The 21,585-nt window shown below is 56.0% G+C and carries 19 protein-coding genes; 11 read left to right on the top strand and 8 right to left on the bottom strand.

What is annotated here, in order from left to right; genetic code table 11:
- Positions 1-14 precede the first annotated feature (14 nt).
- The gene (gene rpsB, locus KSF73_08770) at positions 15-734 is read right to left on the bottom strand and encodes a 30S ribosomal protein S2 (protein ID MBV1775808.1); all 720 of its coding nucleotides are present in this window, start codon (positions 732-734) and stop codon (positions 15-17) included.
- Between the two features lie 318 nt (positions 735-1,052).
- Here rpsB and trxB point away from each other — a divergent pair, with 318 nt between their 5' ends.
- Positions 1,053-2,003: a thioredoxin-disulfide reductase gene (gene trxB / locus KSF73_08765; protein MBV1775807.1), complete on the top strand. Its 951-nt coding sequence runs from the start codon at positions 1,053-1,055 to the stop codon at positions 2,001-2,003.
- A gap of 71 nt (positions 2,004-2,074) precedes the next feature.
- On the opposite strand, the gene KSF73_08760 is transcribed toward trxB, so the two are convergent.
- The gene (locus KSF73_08760) at positions 2,075-3,736 is read right to left on the bottom strand and encodes a hypothetical protein (GenBank protein MBV1775806.1); all 1,662 of its coding nucleotides are present in this window, start codon (positions 3,734-3,736) and stop codon (positions 2,075-2,077) included.
- A gap of 121 nt (positions 3,737-3,857) precedes the next feature.
- Here KSF73_08760 and KSF73_08755 point away from each other — a divergent pair, with 121 nt between their 5' ends.
- The 6 genes from KSF73_08755 (at position 3,858) to KSF73_08730 (ending at position 10,360) form a co-directional block, all read left to right on the top strand.
- Entirely contained in the window at positions 3,858-4,475 is a 618-nt protein-coding gene (locus KSF73_08755) for a Smr/MutS family protein (protein MBV1775805.1), read from the top strand.
- Between the two features lie 67 nt (positions 4,476-4,542).
- Entirely contained in the window at positions 4,543-6,207 is a 1,665-nt protein-coding gene (locus KSF73_08750) for a glycosyltransferase family 39 protein (GenBank protein ID MBV1775804.1), read from the top strand.
- 8 nt (positions 6,208-6,215) lie between these two features.
- On the top strand, positions 6,216-7,337 hold the full coding sequence (locus KSF73_08745) for a DegT/DnrJ/EryC1/StrS aminotransferase family protein (protein ID MBV1775803.1): 1,122 nt from the start codon (positions 6,216-6,218) through the stop codon (positions 7,335-7,337).
- Positions 7,337-8,320, top strand: coding sequence for a glycosyltransferase (locus KSF73_08740; protein MBV1775802.1), 984 nt, complete (start codon positions 7,337-7,339; stop codon positions 8,318-8,320). The genes KSF73_08745 and KSF73_08740 overlap by 1 nt, the downstream gene beginning before the upstream one ends.
- Positions 8,317-9,249: a formyltransferase gene (locus tag KSF73_08735; protein ID MBV1775801.1), complete on the top strand. Its 933-nt coding sequence runs from the start codon at positions 8,317-8,319 to the stop codon at positions 9,247-9,249. The genes KSF73_08740 and KSF73_08735 overlap by 4 nt, the downstream gene beginning before the upstream one ends.
- Before the next feature lie 67 nt (positions 9,250-9,316).
- Complete coding sequence (locus KSF73_08730) at positions 9,317-10,360, top strand: bifunctional UDP-4-keto-pentose/UDP-xylose synthase (protein ID MBV1775800.1); 1,044 nt, start codon at positions 9,317-9,319, stop codon at positions 10,358-10,360.
- Positions 10,361-10,439: 79 nt separating this feature from the next.
- Here the strand turns inward: KSF73_08730 and KSF73_08725 are convergent, their stop codons facing one another.
- The 3 genes from KSF73_08725 to KSF73_08715 all read right to left on the bottom strand — a co-directional run bounded on the left by KSF73_08725 (position 10,440) and on the right by KSF73_08715 (position 13,227).
- Positions 10,440-10,982, bottom strand: a complete 543-nt coding sequence (locus KSF73_08725; GenBank protein ID MBV1775799.1) for a hypothetical protein — start codon at positions 10,980-10,982, stop codon at positions 10,440-10,442.
- Between the two features lie 139 nt (positions 10,983-11,121).
- Entirely contained in the window at positions 11,122-12,033 is a 912-nt protein-coding gene (locus KSF73_08720; GenBank protein ID MBV1775798.1) for a DMT family transporter, read from the bottom strand.
- A 105-nt stretch (positions 12,034-12,138) separates the two neighbouring features.
- Positions 12,139-13,227 carry a helix-turn-helix transcriptional regulator gene (locus KSF73_08715; protein ID MBV1775797.1) on the bottom strand — a complete coding sequence of 363 codons (1,089 nt, stop codon included), beginning with the start codon at positions 13,225-13,227 and terminating at the stop codon, positions 12,139-12,141.
- A 133-nt stretch (positions 13,228-13,360) separates the two neighbouring features.
- Here KSF73_08715 and lolA point away from each other — a divergent pair, with 133 nt between their 5' ends.
- The 3 genes from lolA to serS all read left to right on the top strand — a co-directional run bounded on the left by lolA (position 13,361) and on the right by serS (position 16,663).
- A complete protein-coding gene (gene lolA / locus KSF73_08710; protein MBV1775796.1) occupies positions 13,361-13,984 on the top strand; it encodes an outer membrane lipoprotein chaperone LolA in 624 nt (207 codons plus the stop codon).
- An 11-nt stretch (positions 13,985-13,995) separates the two neighbouring features.
- Positions 13,996-15,300 (top strand): replication-associated recombination protein A, encoded by a 1,305-nt coding sequence (locus KSF73_08705; protein ID MBV1775795.1) that lies wholly within the window; start codon positions 13,996-13,998, stop codon positions 15,298-15,300.
- Positions 15,301-15,379: 79 nt separating this feature from the next.
- Positions 15,380-16,663: a serine--tRNA ligase gene (gene serS / locus KSF73_08700; GenBank protein MBV1775794.1), complete on the top strand. Its 1,284-nt coding sequence runs from the start codon at positions 15,380-15,382 to the stop codon at positions 16,661-16,663.
- Positions 16,664-16,755: 92 nt separating this feature from the next.
- Here serS and KSF73_08695 read toward each other — a convergent pair whose 3' ends face one another.
- From KSF73_08695 to phaC, 3 genes are all read right to left on the bottom strand, one after another.
- The gene (locus KSF73_08695) at positions 16,756-16,959 is read right to left on the bottom strand and encodes a DUF3460 family protein (protein ID MBV1775793.1); all 204 of its coding nucleotides are present in this window, start codon (positions 16,957-16,959) and stop codon (positions 16,756-16,758) included.
- 103 nt (positions 16,960-17,062) lie between these two features.
- Complete coding sequence (locus tag KSF73_08690) at positions 17,063-18,244, bottom strand: acetyl-CoA C-acetyltransferase (protein ID MBV1775792.1); 1,182 nt, start codon at positions 18,242-18,244, stop codon at positions 17,063-17,065.
- Between the two features lie 103 nt (positions 18,245-18,347).
- Positions 18,348-20,129 carry a class I poly(R)-hydroxyalkanoic acid synthase gene (gene phaC / locus KSF73_08685; protein MBV1775791.1) on the bottom strand — a complete coding sequence of 594 codons (1,782 nt, stop codon included), beginning with the start codon at positions 20,127-20,129 and terminating at the stop codon, positions 18,348-18,350.
- Between the two features lie 382 nt (positions 20,130-20,511).
- On the opposite strand from phaC, the gene KSF73_08680 reads away from it, so the two are divergent.
- Positions 20,512-21,564, top strand: a complete 1,053-nt coding sequence (locus KSF73_08680; protein ID MBV1775790.1) for a serine hydrolase — start codon at positions 20,512-20,514, stop codon at positions 21,562-21,564.
- Positions 21,565-21,585 lie beyond the last annotated feature (21 nt).

Here is a 21,585-nt window from a genome sequence, read left to right as displayed (position 1 = left end):
GAAACTGCGCTAAATTAAGCAGCTTCGCCGCTGACAGCAGCCACGATTTCCTGGATTGCCTGGGCACGGCCTTCGAGGATCGCATCAGCGATACCACGAGCGTACAGGCGGATCGCACGTGCGGAGTCATCGTTACCCGGAATGACGTAATCGATGCCTTCTGGCGAATTGTTGGTATCCACCACGCCGATGACCGGGATGCCCAGCTTCTGGGCTTCAACCACGGCACCCTTCTGGTAGCCGGTGTCAACCACGAAAATAGCGTCCGGCAGACCGCCCATATCCTTGATACCGCCCAGCGAGGTTTCCAGCTTCTCGACTTCGCGGCTCAGGGTCAGCAGTTCCTTCTTGTTCAGACCGTTGTTTGCATCTGCCAATTGAACTTGCAGGTCGTTCAGGCGCTTGATGGATTGCTTGACCGTCTTGTAGTTGGTCAGCATGCCACCCAGCCAGCGGTGATCAACGAACGGTGCGGCAGCGCGGATGGCTTCTTCACGGACGATGTCACGAGCCTGACGCTTAGTACCCACGAACAGAACGGTGCCCTTGTTTGCAGCCAGACGACGCACGAAGGTGGTCGCGGACTCGAACATCGGCAGAGTCTTTTCGAGGTTCAGAATGTGAATCTTGTTGCGATGACCAAAGATGTACTGAGCCATCTTCGGGTTCCAGAAACGGGTTTGGTGACCGAAGTGAACGCCGGCCTCCAGCATATCGCGCATGCTAACGGACATGAATGTGCTCCAAATGCAAGGGTTATATCTGTCTGCGACCAACACCCCGAATCGTAACCCGGTGCACCCTGGCATTCGCAGACAGCAAATTATCCGACCACCATGGTCGAATTAGCCCGGCATTATACACATACTTTCGCAAAATCCTCAAGTTAGCAGCAAACAAGACAAGAGGTCATCACCGTAATTGATCAGCTCGATTGCGAAAATCAATTTATTGATGGAATTGCGGAAGTTTATACTATTGCGCGAATCGCCCGGTACACTGCGGGCTACAACACCAAGCGCTCTGCTGCGCTCAACCCAGAGGTAAGCAACATGACCACCACGCACAGCCGTCTTCTGATCCTGGGCTCGGGCCCTGCCGGTTACACCGCCGCCGTTTACGCCGCCCGCGCCAACCGCAAGCCGACCCTGGTGACTGGTCTTGCACAGGGCGGCCAGCTCATGACAACAACGGAAGTCGATAACTGGCCTGCTGACGCCGATGGCGTTCAGGGCCCGGAGCTGATGGCTCGCTTTGAAAAGCACGCACGCCGTTTCGGCACCGAGATTCTGTTCGATCATATCCATACCGCCAAGCTCACCGAGAAGCCGATTCGCCTGATTGGCGACAGTGGCGAATACACCTGCGATGCGCTGATCATTGCAACCGGTGCATCCGCACAATACCTCGGCCTGCCTAGCGAAGAGGCCTTTCAGGGCCGCGGCGTGTCAGCATGCGCGACGTGTGACGGCTTCTTCTACCGCAACCAGAACGTAGCCGTTGTGGGCGGTGGCAATACCGCCGTAGAAGAGGCCCTCTACCTGGCTAATATCGCCGCTCACGTCACCCTGATCCATCGCCGCGATACCTTCCGCGCTGAAAAAATCATGGTGGATCACCTGATGGAAAAGGTTGCGGCAGGCAAGATTACACTGGCACTCGACAGCACCGTCGATGAGGTCCTGGGTGACAACACGGGCGTTACCGGCGTGCGACTGAAATCCACCAAGGATGACAGCACCCGCGACATTACGGTAACCGGCTTGTTCATTGCTATCGGCCACAAGCCCAATACCGACCTGTTCAAGGGTCAGCTTGAGATGGACAGCACCGGCTACATCATTACCCATGGTGGTCGCGAAGGGAATGCAACTGCCACCAGCATTCCGGGCGTGTTCGCTGCAGGTGACGTGCAGGACCACATTTACCGTCAAGCCATCACCAGTGCCGCAACGGGTTGTCAGGCTGCTCTGGACGCCGATCGCTATCTGGACTCGATTTAATATCCTTCAGCATCCGCACAACGCAAAACGCCTGCACATTCCATGCAGGCGTTTTTTCATAGTCAATATTGTTATTTCGGGCTTACCGGAGCGTTTAAAGCCTGCCTGCGCCACAGCACAAACCATTCCTTCTGATCACCCACGCGGCTTCCCGTCCAGATGCGATCAAATCCGGGTAATACATCCTTGCCCCGATCAGGCGTTTCGTACTGAATGATCCGCCAGTCGCATGACTGACCTCGTCCCACTTCAAGACGCTGAGGCAACACGCCAATGTAGTAATCGAGCAATGCGCGCTGCGGTTCGCCAATGCGCTCGGATGCCAGACAGGTGGCGTGCGCCTCACGAAGTACCCGCCCCACGTCCAGCATCATGCCCTTGTAGTCATTGCCGACAGCCAGCCATGGCAATAAAAGCATCGCGAAACTCATCCAGATGCCCACCATACCTGCCAGCCAGGCACGCATGAATGCCAATCGTCCGAGTGAGCGATCGCGCGCGAACCAGACAATCAAGCCGATGCTCACCACACCCGCACTGACAGCTCGCCAAGTCTGCCAAACTGGATGATCAGCAGGGCGCATCGTCACGACCATGCGTTCAAACGGCCCTTTCACTTCAGTGGCAATTGCACCATGCAGGTGCAAGACGGAATACCAGAGCAGCCCATTCAGCAGCAGAAGCACCGCCAGCATCACCCACGCACCCGTTCGCTTTCCTGGCGTCACGGGATTCAATCCCGCCAGCACAGCAATCGGCAGGAACATCGGAGTGGCGTACAGCATCCGGCCATCCGCCGCGACGGACAGCACCGCAAATGTCACGATCAGATACAGCCAGACTGGACGCACTTCTGCATTCGCCCAGATTCGGCCGCGTATGGCTGCAATCAAGGCTAACGGCCACGCGGGCAAAGCCGCCCAGGCAAGAATCGCCCAATACCCGCCCTTCTCGGGCTTGGGGCCAAGGTGCTGCGCCCCGGTAAAGCGGCCAAAATTATTTACCCAGAACCATTGATGAAACAACTCAGGCGAACGCAGCCAGAGTGCACAGGGCCAGATGATGAACAGCGGCGCGCCAAACAAGGCCGCCAGCATCAGATAATTGACCGCCCTGCGACTGCGCCAGTCAGGATCAAGCGCGATCAGACACAGTACGGTGATGGCCAGCACACCGGGGCCTAGCAAGCCTTTCGACAGGAACGCAATACCCGCGCCTACGCCCAGCAAGGCCGCGCTTCGCTTACGAAACTGGCGATCAGTCAGGCCGGCCAATGCCAGACTCGTCCCCGCCAGCAAGGCGAGGTCGGTAATGAGTAAATGCGCATTAATGATCAAGCCGCCCGCCAGCAACATGCCGATCACGGCAATCTCGCTACTGGCCCCCACTTGCCGCGCTACGCGCGCGCATCCCCATGCGGCGAGCGCCAGCGAGACGAGACTAGCGAATCTGGCAGCGTCAACGAGCGACAGCGCGCTGGAACCTAAGCACTTGGCAAAAGCCGCCGCCAGCATGAAGAAAATCGGCGGTTTCTCCATAAAAGGTTCGCCCGCGAGGGTCGGCACCACCCAGTCGCCGGTATCGACCATGTGTTTGACCAAACCAAGGGTGTAGGCCTCATCCGGCTTCCAAGGCTCGCGTCCGATCATGCCCGGCACTGCAAACAGCAGAAACACCAGCAGATAAAACCACGGTGACAGGCGGGAAAGTTCGCTGGGTCGGTTAAAATACATGGATCACTCGAACCTGAAAAAATCAGACACAAAAATGCGGATTTTGACAAAATTTATTTACATTTGAAATTGCTAAACACCAAAAACTGACGAATCAACCCAACCTCCCCCCGGCAATCGCGTGAAAGACACACATAAACAATCCCTGCAGGCATTGAAAGCGACTTTAAAAGTACGCGCGGCCGACATCATCAAGCCGACGCCAGTCGTGTGCGATCAGTCCGCATGGAAAAAGGCCACGCAGGACGTTAAACCGCTTAAGCACGCGCCGCGCGTTGCGCATCCTCCCCTGCCGCCAGATACCCGCCGGCGTCACAGCATCATGGAGGAGATGCTGCATGGGGATGACGTCAGTGATATGTGGCCTTGGGCCAGCCCCGAAGACGCTCCCGACATGATGTTCGCACGTCCGGGGCAGCGTCTGGATACGCTCAAGAAACTGCGCAAAGGTCAGTGGATACCCGGCGCCAATCTGGATCTGCATGGATTGAATACAGATGCCGCTCGTAGCGCGGTTGTCGCCTTCATTCAGGACATGAGTGCACGCCGTATCAAATGCGTCCGTATTGTTCACGGCAAAGGATTCGGATCGTCATCCGGTCAACCCGTACTCAAGCTCAAACTCCACAACTGGCTGATGCAAAAGCCCGAAGTTTTGGCATTTTGCGAAGCCCCGCATCACTCGGGTGGCAGCGGCGCAGTCTTAATCCTGCTACGATCCGGAAAATCGAATGACTGACCCATCCTGTGCGATCCCGTGCGCGAGACTCGCAAGGCGGGTCACTTTCCGCTAAAGTGCCGCCCCCATGAAACATGCAAACGCCAATCGCTTCCAGATCGCCCACCCCATTCGCTGGCTATTGCCTCTGGCATTGCTGTTGCTGTGGTTTGGCACCCTGCAATATCGCGCGCTGATCCACCCGGATGAAGGCCGCTACGCCGAAATCGCCCGCGAAATGGCGGTATCCGGCGACTTCACGACGCCGCGACTGAACGCGATCAAGTATTTCGAAAAGCCAGCCCTGCAATACTGGGCGACCGCCATCGCCTTCAACGCGTTCGGCGAACACGAGTGGACAGCCCGTTTCTGGCCTGCACTCTGTGGCTTCATCGGCCTGATCATGACAGCCTTCACCGCCGCACGCCTGTGGGGGGAACGCAGTGGCTGGCTAGCAGGCGCCATACTGGCCGGAAGCTTCTGGTGGATTGGCAATGGCCACTTCAATACATTGGACATGGGTGTTTCATGCTGGATGACGGTGTGTCTGTGCGGCATGCTGTTATCGCAAGCCGATACCACACCAGACAGTCAACGCCGAGGCTGGATGCTGCTCTCATGGGCAGCAATGGGTCTGGCCATGCTGTCCAAGGGGTTGATCGGCATTGTGCTGCCTGGTGCTGTGCTGGTGCTGTATACGCTGATCCAACGCGACTGGCGCCTGTGGACGCGGCTCGAATTACTGAGAGGATTAGCGGTATTGGCGCTGGTTGCCGCCCCATGGTTCATTCTGGTGTCACGCGCGAACCCGGAATTTGCACACTTCTTCTTCATTCATGAACACTTCGAGCGCTGGGCGACAACCGAACATCGTCGCGAAGGCGCCTGGTGGTACTTCTTCCCGATTCTGTTTGTCGGATTCATGCCGTGGATCAGCCTGCTGCCTCAAGCCCTGTGGCGCGGCATGAAATCAAACTTTGGCGGCTTCTCTGCCGAGCGCATGCTACTGATCTGGGCGGTCTTCATCTTCGCCTTCTTCAGTAAATCCGGCTCGAAACTACCTTCCTATATTTTGCCGATTTTCCCGGCACTGGCGATGCTTGCAGCACAAGCCATTACTCAGTCCCGTGCACACGGACTTCGCTGGCATGCATTAACGCCCATTCTATTCGGTGCCACGCTTATTTGTGTGTCGATGTTCGTCCTGCCTGGCAAAGGAGACGAGTCGACGCCTCAAGCCGTCTACCTTGCGTTTAGTCAATGGGTGTTGATTGCTGGTGGGTGTCTGGTTGTACTCGGGGCACTATCAGTCTGGCTTGCACATCGACATCTGGCGGATCACGCCGTGATTGTGATGTCACTGGCCATGCTGCTGGGCGGCCAGCTCGCCATGCTTGGGCACAATGCCTTCAACCGTTTACAATCCGGCAAGCAGATGTCTGCGGCCATTGCGCAAACTGATCCTGCCGGAACCCTGCCTGTTTTTGCCGTTCGATACTACGATCAGACCGTCCCGTTCTATCTGAAACGGACGATGCGCTTTGTCGACTTTGCTGACGAATTTGAATTCGGCATGAAGCAGGAATCCGACAAAGCCGCATTAACGATGGATGCATTCAAGACACGCTGGCAAGCAGCCGAACCTGCGATTGCCATCATGTCGCGCGACGATGCCGTAGTGCTGCGCAAGGATGGCTTGACGCTGTCGCCGATTTACGAAGATGAACGCCGCATCGCGGTACGCAATCATTGAGAGCCCACATGAGCTATTTACCGTTTACCCGCCCTTCGATTGATGATGCCACTATCGAAGGGGTTGCCGAAGTACTGCGGTCGGGCTGGCTGACCAGCGGCCCCAATATGCGTGCATTCGAAGCCGCTCTGAGCGAATACTTTGGCCGTCCGGTGCGCAGCTGCGCATCTGCCACAGCCGGTCTGGAAATTGCCCTCAAACTCGCAGGCGTAGAGGCGGGTGAGGAAGTGATCACCACCCCCATGAGCTGGGTGGCCACAGCCAACTCCGTACTGCATATGGATGCGGTGCCGGTCTTTGTCGATATCGACCGTGCCACCCGCAATATTGATCTGGACAAAGTCGAAGCCGCCATCACCCCGCGCACCAAGGCCATCATGCCGGTTGATCTGGCGGGTTTGCCGGTCGATCGCGATCGCCTGTACGACATTGCCAAGCGCAACAATCTGCGCGTGATTGAAGATGCTGCCCAGTCGATGGGTGCAAACTGGAAAGGTCGCATTGTCGGTAGTTTTGGCGATCTGTGCTCGGTCAGTTTCCATGCCAACAAGAACATCACCACGGGTGAAGGCGGCGCACTGGTTCTGAACAATGAAGATGAGGCCAAGGCTTTCGAGCTGTGGCGTCTGCAGGGGGTGGTTCGTCATCCGGGTGGCGAGCAAAGCTGTGACATTTCCGGCTTCAAGGCGAATCTGACCGATATCGCCGCACGTATCGGTCTTGGACAACTGCCGCGCCTCAAGGAATTCAATGCTCGCCGCACCGAGCTGGCAAAGCGCTATTTCAATCTGATTCCCAAGGATCTGGGACTGGAGCTGCCCATTGCCGATTTCGAGCAAAGCAACTGGCATATGTTCCAGCCTTTGCTGCCGCTGGATCGCATGAAAATCGACCGCAAAGGGTTTATCGAGGCCATGCATGCGCGTGAAATCGCGGTGGGTGTTCACTATCCGGCCATGCATACCTTTGGCGTATTCAAGCACCTGGGGCATAGCGCGGGCGATTTCCCGATCTCGCAGGCTGTCGGTCAGCAGACGATTACCTTGCCGCTGTTCCCGGGTATGCACGATGATGATGTAGATCGCGTATGCGAAGCCGTCGATGCCGTACTGCGCCCTAACCTGATTTAATGCTGAATTCGGAGAGCTTGATCGTGTCCAAAGCCCCCCACGTGTCCATCATCATTCCCGTCTACAACGAGGAAGATGGCCTGCAGATGCTGTTCGACCGCCTTTACCCGGCGCTGGACAAGCTGGGTCGCACCTATGAAATTGTGTTTATCAACGACGGTAGCCGCGATCGTTCCGCCGCCCTGCTGTCAGATCAGTACGAACGTCGTCCGGACGTCACCCGCGTCGTTCTGCTCAATGGCAATTTTGGCCAGCATCGCGCCATTCTGGCTGGCTTCAGCTACGCCCATGGCGAACGTGTGGTCACGCTGGATGCCGATTTGCAAAATCCGCCCGAAGATATTGGTGTGCTGCTCGCAGAAATGGACAAGGGTCACGATTACGTGGGCTCGATCCGTCGCAAGCGCAATGACAGCGCCTGGCGCCACGTTGCCAGCCGCGCCATGAATGGCCTGCGCGAGAAAATCACCAATATCAAGATGACCGACCAGGGCTGCATGCTGCGTGCCTATGATCGTCGCATCATCGATACAATCAATCAGTGCAAGGAAACGCATACCTTCATTCCGGCACTGGCTTATTCCTTCTCGCGAAATCCGACTGAGGTCATCGTTGGTCACGAGGAGCGTGCAGCGGGCGAATCCAAATATTCGCTCTATAGCCTGATTCGCCTGAATTTTGATCTGATGACCGGTTTCTCGGTCATGCCACTGCAACTTTTCAGTTTTGTCGGGATGATGATTGCGGGTCTGTCGGCGGTGCTGGTGGTGTACATGGTTGGCCGCCGCATCATTCTGGGGCCTGAAGCCGAGGGGATGTTTACCCTGTTTGCGATTGCATTCCTGCTGATCGGCCTCGCGCTGTTCGGTATCGGGCTGCTGGGTGAATACGTCGGACGGATTTACCAGGAAGTGCGCCAGCGTCCGCGCTATCTGGTGGCAGCCGTGCTTGAGCAACATCGCGACGAACAGGATCAAAAATGAGCCGCGCGGTCGTTTTTGCCTACCACAATGTCGGCTATCGCTGCTTGTCCGTCCTGATTGCGGGCGGTGTGGATATTGCGCTCGTTGTCACCCACGAAGATGATCCGAACGAGAACGTCTGGTTTGGCAATGTAGCCAGTCTGGCTCGCGAACACGGCATTCCGGTCGTCACACCGGACGACCCAAATACCGATGCGTTCGTTGCGCAGCTGGCCGCACTCAAGCCAGACCTGATTTTCAGCTTCTACTACCGCAAGATGCTGTCCCCTGCACTGCTCGAGCTGGCCCCGATGGGAGCCTTCAATATGCATGGCTCCATGCTGCCTAAGTATCGCGGTCGCGTACCGGTGAACTGGGCCATTATTCGTGGAGAAACAGAATCCGGCGCTACCCTGCACGAAATGCTGGCCAAGCCGGATGCCGGGCGCATCGTGGATCAGATGTCCGTACCGATTCTGCCAAACGACACCGCACGCGAAGTTTTCGAAAAGGTGACTGTGGCAGCGGAGCTGGTATTGCATCGCAGCCTGCCCGCACTCAAACAGGGAACTGCAGACCTCAAGCCGCAGAATCTGGCTGAGGGCAGCTACTTCAGCGGGCGCAAAGCAGAAGACGGCCGGATTAACTGGCAGCAGTCTGCGCAAGCCTTGCACAATCTGGTGCGCGCAGTCAGCGAACCCTATCCCGGTGCATTTGCGGATATCAGCGGACACCGCCTCATCATCTGGCGTAGCATTGTCCGTACCGAAACACATCTGGCAGCAGGCCACCTGCATGCGATCGACGGCAGGATTTTTGCCAGCATGGCCGATGGCAGCTGCCTAGAATTACTGCGAGCAGAAGTGGACGGACAGGTGCTGACAGCAACATCTTTCGTCACGATCTTCGGCGATACTGCATGCGCCCTCCCCCTCCTCGAGGCAAATTGACAGGCGCTGACTGCCCCTTAAGCCCGAGTTGCGGTAGACTACGCACATTAATACGGAATCCAGACTCATGAAGAAAGTCCTTATTCTTGGTGTGAACGGCTTTATCGGCCATCACCTCAGCAAGCGCATCCTGGCCACGACCGACTGGGAAATCTACGGCATGGACATGCTCAGCGACAAGATCGCCGAGTTCATCGACCATCCGCGCTTCCATTTCTTTGAAGGTGACATCACCATCAACAAGGAATGGATCGAGTACCATGTCCGCAAGTGCGACGTTGTGCTGCCCTTGGTTGCGATTGCAACGCCGGCCACCTACGTTCAGCAGCCGCTGCGCGTGTTCGAGCTGGATTTCGAAGCCAATCTGCCGATCATCCGCCACTGCGTGAAGTACAAGAAGCGCGTGATTTTCCCGTCGACTTCCGAAGTGTACGGCATGTGTACCGACGAAGCCTTCGATCCGGATGCGTCGCCACTGATCTACGGTCCGATCAACAAGCCGCGCTGGATTTACGCCTGTGCCAAGCAGCTGATGGATCGCGTCATCCACGCCTACGGCATGCAGGAAGGTCTGGATTACACCCTGTTCCGTCCGTTCAACTGGATCGGTGCAGGTCTGGACAGCATCCACACACCGAAGGAAGGCTCCAGCCGTGTGATCACCCAGTTCCTGGGTCATATCGTGCGCGGTGAAAACATCAAGCTGGTGGACGGTGGCAACCAGAAGCGTGCCTTTACCTACATTGACGATGGTATCGATGCACTGGTTCGCATTATCGACAATGCAGACGGCAAGGCGACTCGCCAGATCTACAATATCGGCAACCCGAGCAACAACTACTCGGTGCGTGAACTGTCCAGCATGATGCTGGAACTGGCTCGCGAATATCCGGAATACTCGGAAAATGCAGCCAAGGTACAAGTGCTGGAAACCACTTCCGACGCTTACTATGGCAAGGGCTATCAGGACGTGCAAAACCGCGTACCGAAGATCGAGAACACCTGTACCGATCTGGGCTGGGCGCCGACGACCGAAATGCGGGATGCACTGCGCGCTATTTTCGAGGCCTACCGTAATCAGGTTGCCGAGGCTCGCGCACTGGTCGACTAATCTCGATCATGTTCGGCAAAAAAACAGCCCGACTGGTTCGGGCTGTTTTTGTTTCTAGATGCTGGCTGACACATGCATCTCAGGGACGTGCTTCACCTGCAGGAACCCGATTTATGGCACGTTCGCGCATAGCGTCAATCTGTGCGAGCCGTGATCGCACCAGCTTGCTCAACGTCGCTTTTTGATCAGGACTCAGGCTTCTGTAAAAGGCCAGCCAGCGATCACGTGATTGTTCGTACGCTTTTTGTACTTCAATGCGCGTGGCATCTACACCGCGCAACAGACTCTCAAAATCCATCACTTCCTTGGCACGTTCTGCAGTGAGGTCTGCCTGCATTTTGGTACGTGTCTGGATATGACGATTGCGAAAAATCGCCCACGCATCTTCTGCATCCCGTGCGAGCGTTTCCTGCTGTGGCGTCAGACGTAACTCTGTCCGATACCGCATGACTTCGTACACCACTCGCGCGTCAAATGCCTGCCCGAAGCCAGCACGCAGCTCGTCCCCATGGCCTGGTGGCCCGGTGAATTCGGGGCGTTCGCCATGCGCACTCGCGCTGGTCGATAGGGCGAGCATCCATACCGCTGCTGCCACACATAAGTAATGCGAAGACCGTTTCAAGGTAGTACTCTTTGTTCTATTTCAATCTCAACCGTGATTATCGCGCATCCGGTCATTAAGTCACCTACAATCCTGTCAGATCGTTTCGATTCTGCATCCTGGTTACAGGCAGTTACAGAATTTTCCTTTGCGCCACGACTTACCGGGATCTGAACCCGACATTTGCGACAATCCCACTCATCACGATCAGCCCCATGGCCATAAACTCCACTGCTGAGTGGTGGTCACCCCAGAGCCAGATGCCGAGCATACTCGATACCACGATATTGGAATAAGCCAGTGAGGTTACCGCGAGTGACTTGCCTTTGCTATAGGCGCGAGTCAGACAAAGCTGCGCACCCGTGGCACACATGCCAAGTCCGGCCAGTACGAGCACATCCTGAGCACGGATGGCGCGGATATGTGTGCATGCCATCCACACGCCAGATGCAAGGGTTGCAACCAGTGAGAAATAGAACACCGTTCGCTGTTCTGGTTCACCCAACTCGCCCAGTCGATTGACGCCAAGATAAGCGATTGCGGCCAGCGCACCTGAGGCGACTCCAGCCAGACCCGCTTGCCATTTGACACCTGCAAACGTGGGGTTCAGTAACAGCATTACACCCGCAAAACCCACCAGAATGGAGGCCAAAACCACGGGGTGCACGCGCTGCTTAAACCAGAACACGCTGAACAGGGTAAAAAATAGAGGCGAGGTATAGTTGAGTGACGCTGCCATGGCTAAGGGCAGCTGCGTGACGGCAATAAAGCTCAACATCATGGCGACCGTTCCCGCAAGAGATCGCCACAGATGAGCGGGGGCGACAGATGTGCTTAACGACACCCCCGCAATACGGGTCATCAGAAATACAACGACCAGACTCACAGCAGAACGATAGAACACCAGTTCGGCGGTCGAAAAATAGGCCGCGCCCTGTTTGACGAATACGCCAACCAGCGAAAATAGCAGTGCTGATAGAATCATCCAGACCGGGCCTTTATCCAGTCCGCGTGCAACCATCCAGACTGGCGAATGTCCAAGTCCATGCGTGAACAAAGACCCGTTCGCCATGGTTACTTTCAAAATCAAATACTAAGGTAATGATATATTATCACAATGGAATAAATATATTATTCTAGGGTTTTGTAAAAGTGTATCAATTTAGTGAGTTTCGTCCTATGCACGAAGCGGTGTCGCACTGGCAAGCAGCTTGATCAGTTCAGACTGGCGCCGTACGCCTGTCTTCCAGAAGATGAACTTCAGCTGCGTCCGCGCTGTTGACACGCGAATCCCCAGACAGGTGGCAGCTTCCGCCAGTGTCTCTCCTTCAAGTAAGCGAGAGGCGAGTCTGGTTTCTGCAGGAGAGAGCCCGTATAAAGCCGACAGCAGTTCAAGTGGTAACGCTTCGCCGCTATCCGGAGCAATTGCCATGACCAGCACCAGACGCTTATGCAGACTGCCTGACAATGGGGAGTCGGATGGCAAGGGGAAAAACATCAGCTTGATAGCGCCTTCCTGCTCACCCAGCGACATGCCCTCGCTATGGGCATCAGGGCCAGAAGATTGCTGCAAAAGATGGCGAAATTGATCACGACATGCGGGTACAGTCAGCACCAGACGCGAATCCATCATGGAAATGCCATGTTTTCCCGCCAGCTGCAGTGCAGCATCGTTACAGTAGTGAATCATGCCATCCGGCTCTACCACCCACAGTGGTCTGACCAAACGATCCAGAGCCAGACACGCAACCGCTGCTTGCAGCTTGAGCCGCGCCACCTCACTCAGCATGCGGGAGGCCAGTTCGAGATGTGGTGATAGTCGGGCAAGAATCGCACCCAAAGGTTCTGCCAGCTGCAGACCATTGGCCGCAAATCTAAATGCCATTACGCCATAATGCCCGGCATCTTCATAAATTCTGGCAGCAAGCAACGCAGCGCCCGACTTGGACTCTGCATCAGGAAAAGCCTCCCATGCGCCAACCTGCATGCCGCGCAGCACCTCCCAGTCATATGCACGCATCCTAGCAAATTCCTGATCGTCGTTTGCCGCCAGACTGAGTGTCGTCCATTGTTTTCTGGGTATGTCGCGAATGCCGAATAAGGCGGAAGACGCGCCTAGGCGATCGGCAAAGCGGCGCAACAGGCTATCCCACTTGCCAGGATCCAGTGCGGTTGCATGAATATCCGCCACAATCCGGTCATATTGCCATTCACTGAGTACGTCAGCATGCGGGACAGCGTCGGAAAACAGGGCAGAGGTCGGCATGTGTTGCCATCGATAATTGATCGGGATTGCCTCAAGTATAGGCAGGATTTACCGCACACCTGAAAGCGTCGCCTGCCTGCAACACTTTGGCCTGCGTGATAGACTTGCCGCTCATGCCTTGGAGAATGGTTACATGTACGTGCGTCCCCTCTTGATTACGATTTTACTGTCTGCGACTGCTTGCGCAGGTGGTCTGTCGCAATTGCAGACCTTTATCGGTCAATCCCAGACCTTCTCGGCAGAGTTTGATCAAACCGTGACGCAACAATCAGGCCGCAAGCAGCAACAGGCCAGCGGTAGCCTATCGATCTCGCGTCCCGGTAAATTCAACTGGCAATACGTGAAGCCTTACCAGCAATCCATCATTGGTGATGGCAGCAAGCTGTGGGTTTACGATCCCGATCTGAATCAGGTCACGACCAAGAGCCAGTCCAATGCGCTGGGTTCGAGTCCGGCTGCATTACTCGCAGGCAGTAATGACCTGCAGGCACGTTACGACCTGACCGAGCAGGCTGATCAGGATGGCCTGCAATGGGTACAGGCCAAACCCAAGCGCAAGGCGGCAAATGGCGAGAGCGCCTTCGAGCAGATTCGGATTGGATTGAAGGACAATCGTATCGCCGCCATGGAGTTACAGGACAATTTCGGTCAGCGCACGGTGATTCGCTTTGCCAAGGTAACGGTCGGCGTCAAAATTGCACCGGAGCGATTCACGTTCACCCCACCCAAGGGCGTGGATATTGTGAATGGCGACTGAGCCATAACGTCATGACCGATCTGTTTTCTCGCCAACCGGATGCCCCATTAGCCGAATTGCTGCGCCCCCGCACACTTGAGGAAGTTGTCGGACAGTCGCATCTCCTTGGCAGTGGCAAACCACTGAATCTTGCATTCAAATCCGGCAAACCGCATTCGATGATCCTGTGGGGGCCACCCGGCGTGGGTAAAACGACGCTGGCGCGTCTGACTGCGAGTGCCTTCGATTGCGCATTCATTGCCCTCTCGGCCGTGTTTTCCGGCGTGAAGGACATTCGTGCGGCAATGGAGGAAGCCGAACAGCATCTCTCGATGGGCAAGCATACGATTTTGTTTGTCGATGAGATTCATCGGTTCAACAAAAGCCAGCAAGATGCCCTGCTACCGTACGCCGAAAGCGGACTGGTGACCTTTATCGGGGCGACCACCGAGAATCCGTCATTTGAAGTCAATGCGGCCTTGCTGTCGCGCGCGCAGGTGTATGTACTCAAGTCGCTCAGCGATGAAGAACTTCGACAGCTGTTTGGGCGCGCACAGGCTGCTGCACTCGGCGAGCTCCAGTTTGAAGAAGCTGCGCTGGCCACCCTGATTGGCTATGCCGATGGTGATGCGCGTCGCTTTCTGAACTTGTTGTCGCAATGCCAGACCGCTGCTCAGGCGGCCAGTACCAACCGGATTGACTCAACCTTTGTCGAGAATGCCCTGACGCTGAACAGCCGCCGGTTCGACAAGGGCGGCGACAATTTTTACGACCAGATCTCGGCGCTGCACAAGTCGGTACGCGGCTCAAACCCCGATGCGGCACTGTATTGGCTCTGTCGCATGCTGGATGGTGGCGCTGATCCGCGCTATCTCGCGCGCCGTATCGTGCGCATGGCCTGGGAGGATATTGGCTTGGCCGATCCGCGCGCCATGCAGATTGCCAATGATGCAGCCAACACCTATGAACGGCTCGGCAGCCCCGAGGGTGAATTGGCGCTAGGGCAGGCAGTGATTTATCTGGCCGTTGCGGCCAAAAGCAACGCGGGTTACACCGCCTACAATCAGGCACGCGCCTTCGTGAAGCAGGACAAAAGCCGCGAGGTGCCGGTGCATCTGCGCAATGCGCCGACGAAGCTGATGAAAGAGCTGGGCTATGGGCACGCATATCGTTATGCACATGATGAACCGCATGCCTATGCAGCGGGTGAAACCTATCTCCCCGACAATATGGCCGAACCGGGATGGTATCAGCCAGTCCCTCGCGGACTCGAAGCCAAAATTGCAGAAAAGCTGGCGTTTTTGCGAGATCTGGACGCCAAAGCCGGTAAAGATTGAGCCATCCCGCGCAGACCGCTAAAATGATCGGCTGACAGTACGCTGACGTACATAACAACTTACCATCCGAAAGCTCGGCATGCTTGATATCCAGATTCTCCGCAACGACCTCGAAGGTGTTGCCAAGCGACTCGCGACGCGCGGCTTTGTGCTCGACACTGCCCTGATCGCCTCGCTCGAACAAGAACGCAAAACCTTGCAGACCCATACACAGGAGCTGCAAGCTCGTCGCAACTCCACTTCCAAAGCCATTGGTCAGGCCAAAGCCAAGGGTGAAGATGTTGCCCCGATTATGGCCGAGGTGGAAAACCTCAAGTCAGAACTTGCCGCCAACGAACAAGCCCTGGCCGCATTGCAGGACAAGCTGAACGACGTCCTGCTGCGCATCCCGAATCTGCCAAACGAAAATGTGCCCGAAGGCCGTGATGAAACCGGCAATGTGGAAGTGCGCCGCTGGGGTACCCCGCGTACTTTCGACTTTGAAGTGAAGGATCACGTCGATCTGGGTGAGCCGCATGGCCTCGACTTCGAAACTGGCGCCAAGCTCTCGGGTGCACGCTTTACGCTGCTGCGAGGTCAGATTGCCCGCCTGCATCGTGCCCTCGCCCAGTTCATGCTGAACACGCAAACCGGCGAGCATGGTTACACCGAGTGCTACACGCCTTATATCGTCAATCCGGAAGTACTGTTTGGCACCGGCCAGCTGCCCAAGTTCGGCGAGGATATGTTCCGCGTAGAAAAAGGCGGCGATGACAACGCCACCACCCAGTACCTGATTTCCACCTCGGAAATCACGCTGACCAACACCGTACGCGACAGCGTACTGAAGGAAAGCGATCTGCCGATCAAGCTGACCGCCCACTCGCCATGCTTCCGCTCCGAAGCAGGCAGCTATGGCCGCGACACACGTGGCATGATCCGCCAGCATCAATTCGACAAGGTGGAAATGGTTCAGATCGTGCAGCCGGAACATAGCTATGCCGCACTGGAAGAAATGGTGGGGCATGCCGAAGCGATTCTGCAGAAGCTGGATCTGCCCTACCGCGTGATGACGCTGTGCACCGGTGACATGGGCTTTACCGCTGCCAAGACATACGATCTGGAAGTGTGGCTGCCTGCACAGAATACCTATCGCGAAATTTCCAGCTGCTCCAATTGCGAAGGCTTCCAGGCGCGTCGCATGCAGACTCGCTTCAAGAATGCCGAAGGCAAGAACGAGCTGGTGCACACGCTGAATGGCTCCGGCCTGGCGGTGGGTCGTACGCTTGTGGCCGTACTGGAAAACTACCAGAACGCCGATGGCACCATCACCGTTCCGGAAGCACTGCGTCCATATATGGGTGGACTGGAAAAGATCGGCTGATTGAAATCGCCGAACACAAACAAAAATGCCCGTCGTTTGACGGGCATTTTTCATAACTGCATCGGTTTAAACCGATACCTACACCAGCGTGCTTAGTCCGGCTGGTAAGCGTAGGGCTTTTGATTCACGCGGACAGCATCTGCCGCCTTATTGAATTCGCGATCGACTTCCTTGTCCCACAGAATGGCACGGCCTTCGACCTGACCTTGTGCAACATCCGGATTTTTCGCCAGAAACTCGTTCATGAAGCGAGTGTGATCGGACACGTATTTGATATCTTTGAACAGCAACGCCATGGTGATAATCCTGTCAGTCTGATGCTTTGCATTATACGCGGTTTACCGGCAGATACGAAAAGGCCCGGCCAATTGACCGGGCTTTGCACCATGTGACAGGCAATTAGACGCGCTCAACCGCCAGTGCCACACCCATGCCACCACCGATACACAGCGTAGCCAGACCACGCTTGGCATCGCGGCGAGCCAGTTCATGCAGCAGGGTGACCAGCACACGGCAACCGGACGCACCAATCGGGTGACCCAGCGCAATGGCACCACCATTGACGTTGACCTTGTTCCAGTCCCACTTCAGTTCACGGGCCACACCCAGCGCCTGCGCAGCGAAGGCTTCATTGGCTTCGATCAGGTCAACCTGATCCAGTGTCCAGCCTGCGCGAGCCAGTGCACGTTGGGTTGCCGGCACCGGACCCATGCCCATGATGCTTGGCTCGACACCAGCGGAGGCATAGCCAGCGATACGTGCCAGCGGCTTCAGACCCAGCGCCTTGGCCTTGTCTGCGCTCATCAGCATCACAGCAGCGGCACCATCGTTGATACCGGATGCATTGCCAGCCGTCACTGTGCCTTCTTTATTAAAGGCTGCGCGCAGTTTGGCGAGGCCATCCATGGTGGCGCCCATCTTGATGAACTCGTCGTTGGCGAAGGAGATAGGATCGCCCTTCTTCTGCGGAATCACCACCGGCACGATTTCATCGGCAAACTTGCCTGCCTTTTGCGCGGCTTCAGCCTTGTTCTGCGAAGCCAGCGCCAGCTCGTCCTGCTCCTGACGGCTGATGCCATACTTGGCAGCGATGTTTTCGGCGGTCACGCCCATGTGATACTGGTTGTATACATCGGTCAGACCGTCATACACCATGCTATCGACCAGCGCGCCGTTACCCATGCGGATGCCGTCTCGGGAATTCATCAGCAGGTGCGGGGACAGCGACATGTTTTCCTGACCGCCTGCGATCACGATATCGGCATCGCCCGCCAGAATAGCCTGTACCGCCAGATGGGTGGCCTTGAGGCCGGAACCGCACACCTGATTGATCGTGAGTGCCGGTACATGAACCGGGATACCGGCCTTGATCAGTGCCTGACGTGCCGGATTCTGACCCAGACCGGCAGTTAGCACATTGCCCAGAATCACTTCGCTAATCTGGTCTGCTGCCACGCCAGTCTTTTCCAGCAGCGACTTGATCACCACGGCACCTAGATCCGGTGCAGACACTTTGGCGAGACTGCCGCCGAAGGAACCAATGGCAGTACGCTGTGCGGCTACGATAACGACGTCGGACATGTTGAGAGTCTCCTGACTTGGGATGATCGGGCCACACTGGGGTATGGCCCGGTTATTGGTTTAACTTATCGGGGTTGAACTGTTGGTCTGGAGGAGTCGTCCCTTACAGGTCGACTACTTCCTTTACATAACTGCCGGGTGCCGCTTCGATGGCCTTGTGCTTGCGGTTACCCGGTGTTTTGGGCGCAGCCACTTGCTTGCCGGAACGTGGAATCAGCCAGTGATCCCAATCCTGCCACCAGCTACCCGGACGCGACTCGGCGGACTCCAGCCACGCATCTGCATCGCGCGAAGTCAGACTGTTGACCCAGTAATTGCGCTTATTGGCCTTGACCGGATTGATCGAACCCGCAATGTGTCCGGATGCACCCAGTACAAAGCGTTTGTCCGCAGAGCCCAGCAGCGGAACGCCCGAAAATGCCGATTTCCACGGCACGATATGATCTTCACGTGCGGCGAAGATGTACACGGGTACCGTAATCGTCGACACATCAACAGGTACGCCGCACACCACCAGCTTGCCCGGCTGAACCAGCTCGTTTTCCATATAGAAATGCCGCAGGAAGAAAGTATGCATCGGCATCGGCAGATTGGTGGAATCATTGTTCCAGTACAGCAAGTCGAACGGCGGTGGCGTTTTACCCTTGAGGTAGTTGTTCACCACGTAATTCCAGATCAGATCATTGGCACGCAGCATGGCAAAGGCACGAGCCAGCTCGCGTCCATCGACTACACCGCCCTCTTCCATCCGCGCCTCGCGCTCGGCCACCAGTGCCGGATCAACGAAGAACTTCAGATCACCCGGCTCGGAATGATCTATCAGTGAGGTCATGAAGGTAGCGCTCTCGACCCAGTCGAGTCCCCTTGCCTTCATGACGGCCAGTGTTGTGGTCAGGATGAGGCCGCCAATGCAGAAGCCCAGCACATTGATCTTGTCCTGCTTGCTGATGTCGCGCACCGTCTCCATGGCCTTGATCACGCCGCTTTCGACATAATCATCCCATGTCAGCTTGCCCTGATCGGGCCCGATATTGCGCCAGGACACCAGGAACACGGTATAGCCCTGCGACACAAAATGGCGGACCATCGAATTGTCGGGCTGCAAATCCATCAGGTAATACTTGTTCACGCATGGCGGAACAAAAAGAAGCGGCCGTTCGTAGACTTGCTCGGTTGTCGGCGTATATTGCAGCAGCTGGAATAACGGGGTCTGAAAGACCACTGTCCCCGGTGTGACGGCCATGTTCCGGCCCACCTCGAAGAGCGACTCGTCGGTCATGGAGATATGACCTTTGTCCATATCGCCCATCAGGTTTTTCATGCCCTCGACAATACTCTCGCCCTTGGTATCAATGGCCAGCTTGATCACTTCCGGATTGGTCATCGCGAAGTTGGCGGGCGACATCGCATCGATGTACTGACGCGTGTACCAGGACACCTTTTCGCGGCTGGCATCATCCATCGGCGTTTGATCGACCAGATCGATCAGCCATTTGGAACTCAGCAGATAGTATTGCTTGAGGTAATCGAAATAGGGATATTCGCTCCATTCGGGCGCATTAAAGCGCCGATCACCTTTTTCGGGTGCGGCCAGAGGCTCAAGCTTGGGTACCCCAAGAAATCCCGCCCAGAGCTCCATCTGTTGCTTGTAAGCCTGGGCTTGCAGATCCATCACCTGCCTGGCATTGGAGGTCAGGCCACCCAGGAATTGCTGAAATGCGCCGTTTGTATCGTGTTCACCCAGCTGCTTTTGCAATCCACCTAGAAATTGCTGGAACATCTGGCGCTGGTTATCCGACAAAAGGGCAAGTCCAGCCTGAATATTGTCTTTGATCTGTTGTTGATGCACGCCGAATTGCGATGCGGCGGAATCGTGATTGCTCAATGCTGTCTCCTGTACGACAAGGGACGCCGTCCTGAATCACAGACCCTGAGGCTGAGACACAGTCAGCGCTTCGTAAACCTGCAGAATAATAGACAATCCAACCAGCAACTGCTGCAGCGCACCATCCGCCACTGCCCGAGCATTCTACGCGCCGCAACATTCTTGGCACAAGGGGAAAACGCCGTTCGTCATCCCTTGTTCATCACCATGAAACCTGATTGAAATGACGGTAGAATAGAAGAGATAAAGCTGAAGTATTGTGTCCCGTGCAAAATTCGCACGTAATACTTCAATAGACTAGCGTTATGTGCTGATTTACTTGGAATTATTCCACTCGGAACATAAACTGGAACTGTTACCCCAGATCTATCGGAGTTTTTGCATGCGCGCCCTGAAGCAGTTGTTTACATCAGAGCAATGGATTGCGGCAGCGGTTGCTGCCTCGATTCTGCTCATCCCCTCACAGGCCGAGGCAGCACAACCATCCGCCAAGCACACCACGCAAACCAAGGCTGGCAAGAAAAAGGTGGCAAAGGCAGCCCCGTCCAAGCGCGCTTCGACCAAACGCCTTGCGAGCACCCCCGCAAAAGTGACGCATCTGACGGCTAGCAAGCGCGGAAAAGCGCAGACATCCCTGCGCCGGGCTTCACTAGAGCCGTCTCCCGTCACACGTGAGCCGCAACTGGCATCCAGCGCTGCGCTGGTGATAGACGCACGCAATGGCCAGCATATTTTCGAGAAAAATATCGGCAATGTTTCCCCCATCGCGTCCATCACCAAGCTGATGACCGCCATGGTTGTACTGGACTTGCAGCTCCCTCTAAACGAGCTGATTACCATTACGCAGGATGATGTCGATACCCTGAAGAACTCCTCTTCCCGCCTGTTGGTAGGGACAACGCTTACGCGCGGCGAAGTGCTGCACTTGGCACTGATGGCCTCGGAAAATCGTGCCGCTCATGCGCTGGCACGTACATCGCCTATCGGCAAGGATGCCTTCATTGCCCGGATGAACAGGATGGCCGCAGCACTGAACATGCGCAGCAGCCACTTCGTCGATCCAACCGGACTCAACAGCAACAATGTCTCCACCGCAGAAGACTTGACGCGTATGGTTGAGGCAGCCCACCAATATCCGGAGATTCGCGCGTATTCAACCAGTGATTCGATGTCGTTCGTGTCGTCGGTCAATCGCCGCGAATATGAATTTCACAATACCAACCCGCTGGTAAAGAGCGACGACTGGCAAATTGGCGTGTCGAAGACGGGGTATATTTCCGAGGCGGGTAAATGTCTGGTGATGCGCGCCACGATTAAAGAAACTCCGGTGGTGATTGTTTTGCTTGACTCAAACGGCAAGCTCACCCGGATTGGCGATGCGATCCGGATCAAGCGCTGGATGGAGAGCGGCGCACCGCGTTCAAAAGCCAGCTAGAATGCTCGGCATCAGACAGAT

It is taken from the genome of Burkholderiaceae bacterium DAT-1, assembly GCA_019084025.1.
Lineage (GTDB): Bacteria > Pseudomonadota > Gammaproteobacteria > Burkholderiales > Chitinimonadaceae > DAT-1.
This window is presented reverse-complemented; position numbering and strand designations above follow the sequence as displayed.